The following is a 1,883-nucleotide window of genomic DNA, read 5'->3' as shown; positions in this document are numbered from 1 at the left end:
GTCGCGGCACCGGCCGCCGCCCTGCTCCCGCTGATCAACACGGGGCCGGGCAAGGACAGCCCGTGCAATGCGCTGCTGGCCAGGGCGGGCGCGAAACCTGTTGCGCCGCCGCCCGGGAAAAGCGCCAAACGTTGAGCCCGGCATGTCACAGTGTTATTTGTCGTACAGACCGCTATGCCAATGACATTTATGCTGGAGTCATGGTAAGGCCGGCGCCGTTCCCGAACAGCAGGCCGGCATCGCGAGGAAGCGCAGAAGGCATGAAACGGTTCAGTACAGGCAGGACCCCGGCAGCACTAGCGACATCGGCATTGCTGGCGGCTCTGGCCCTGTGCGGGATCACGGGATGCGCGACGAACAGCCCGACGGCTGTCGTAGGGCAAACCGATGACGCCGGCATCACGGCCGGCGTGAAGGCCGCCCTCCTCGGCGATGCCAGCCTGAAGGCAAACGAGATCGACGTCGACACGGACCTGGGGGTCGTCAAGCTGAGCGGATTCGTGAGCTCCGCGGACGACGTGGCGGCGGCCGCCGCGGCCGCGCGCACCGTGAGGGGCGTCAGATCGGTCAGGAATGAGCTGCGCCTGAAGTGAGTATGTAACCCACCTTAAGGAGATCAACATGAAGACCATCAAGCACATCATCGCGACCGCAACGCTGGCAACCGTGGCCCTGGGCCTGACCGGCTGCGCCGGCATGTCGAAGCAGGACCGTAACACCGCCATCGGCGCCGGCGCCGGCGCAGTCGTCGGCGGCGCACTGACGGGCGGCAGCGCCGTCGGTACCGTCGGTGGCGCAGCCGTCGGCGGCGTGATCGGCAACCAGGTGAAGACCACGCACTGATCGCGGCTGCACCAAAAGACAATGCCCCGCTTGCCGGGGCATTGTCTTTTGGGTCGACGACGGTCAGGCCAGCACGGGCGCGCCGACACCGGCACCCGCTTCGCGCACGATCTCGTAGCAGGTGCAGGCAGCGGCGGCGAGACGTTCCGGATCGAGGATCTCGATATTGCCGCGGCTGTAGTTGATGAGCCCCTGCTGCTGCAACGCGCTGGCGGCCTTGGTGACGCCCACGCGGCGCACGCCCAGCGCATGGGCGAGGAATTCGTGGGTCAGGTGGAATTTGTCGGACTGCAGGCGATCGCGCGTGACGAGCAGCGAGCGTGCGAGCCGCGCCTCCAGCACGTGGTAGCGGCTGCACACCGCGATCTGGATGGCCTGGGCCAGCAGCGCATCCGTGTAGCGGTACAGCACGCGCTGCAGGGCCGGGTTGCGGGCAAATTCGATGCGCAGGCGGTCGGCGTCGATGCGGCTGGCGTTGCCGGCACGCTGCACGACGGCGCGCACCTGCGTCGTCTCGTGGCCGAGCGCGACGGTGGCGCCCAGCATGCCTTCGCGGCCCACGAGGCCCACCTCGAGCGTCATGCGGCCTTCGGCCACGGCCATCAGCGAGATCAGGCAGTCGTGCGGAAAATAGATGTGACGGATGATGTCGCCCGGCTCGCACAACACGGCGCCGACGTCCACCTTGACCTGGTCGAGCGCCGGCAGCATCCGTGCCATCTCCTGCGGCGGGAGCGCAGCCAGCAGCAGGTTGGCATTGTGCTCGGCGATCACAGGTGGAGCGGCTGAATTCATCGGACCCTCGCGGTTGGACTTCATCGGTTCACACGTTTGGGAGATTGGCTATTTACACTGCCCGGAAACATTTACTGACAACTTTCAGTCAGCGTACCGGCCGCGCCAGGGCAAGTATGTACGGTGACGCACGGAACGGGGTGTTGTTGCCAGGGACAATGGAAACGTACCGGACTCGAGGCTCGCGACACGCCCTCGTCCCCACCGACACCGGAAAGGAAAGCCATGGACACGCACCCCACCCC

Annotated in this window: 3 protein-coding genes; 2 read left to right on the top strand and 1 reads right to left on the bottom strand. The window is 66.4% G+C overall.

Annotated elements, in window-relative coordinates:
• Positions 1 to 311: 311 nt before the first annotated feature.
• Positions 312 to 593, top strand: a complete 282-nt coding sequence (locus ACEN88_RS30505) for a BON domain-containing protein (RefSeq protein ID WP_413345746.1) — start codon at positions 312 to 314, stop codon at positions 591 to 593.
• Positions 594 to 621: 28 nt separating this feature from the next.
• Positions 622 to 843 carry a glycine zipper 2TM domain-containing protein gene (locus tag ACEN88_RS30500; protein ID WP_036237051.1) on the top strand — a complete coding sequence of 74 codons (222 nt, stop codon included), beginning with the start codon at positions 622 to 624 and terminating at the stop codon, positions 841 to 843.
• 63 nt (positions 844 to 906) lie between these two features.
• Here ACEN88_RS30500 and ACEN88_RS30495 read toward each other — a convergent pair whose 3' ends face one another.
• Complete coding sequence (locus tag ACEN88_RS30495; protein ID WP_413345744.1) at positions 907 to 1,638, bottom strand: Crp/Fnr family transcriptional regulator; 732 nt, start codon at positions 1,636 to 1,638, stop codon at positions 907 to 909.
• Positions 1,639 to 1,883 lie beyond the last annotated feature (245 nt).

This window comes from Massilia sp. CT11-108 (assembly GCF_047302915.1).
GTDB classification, from domain to species: domain Bacteria; phylum Pseudomonadota; class Gammaproteobacteria; order Burkholderiales; family Burkholderiaceae_D; genus Telluria; species Telluria orientalis.
This window is presented reverse-complemented; position numbering and strand designations above follow the sequence as displayed.

What these genes read in the sequence shown, in the direction of transcription:
- ACEN88_RS30495 (WP_413345744.1), bottom strand. Translation starts at nt 1,638, where the DNA reads ATGAATTCAGCCGCTCCACCTGTGATCGCCGAGCACAATGCCAACCTG.
- ACEN88_RS30500 (WP_036237051.1), top strand. Translation starts at nt 622, where the DNA reads ATGAAGACCATCAAGCACATCATCGCGACCGCAACGCTGGCAACCGTG.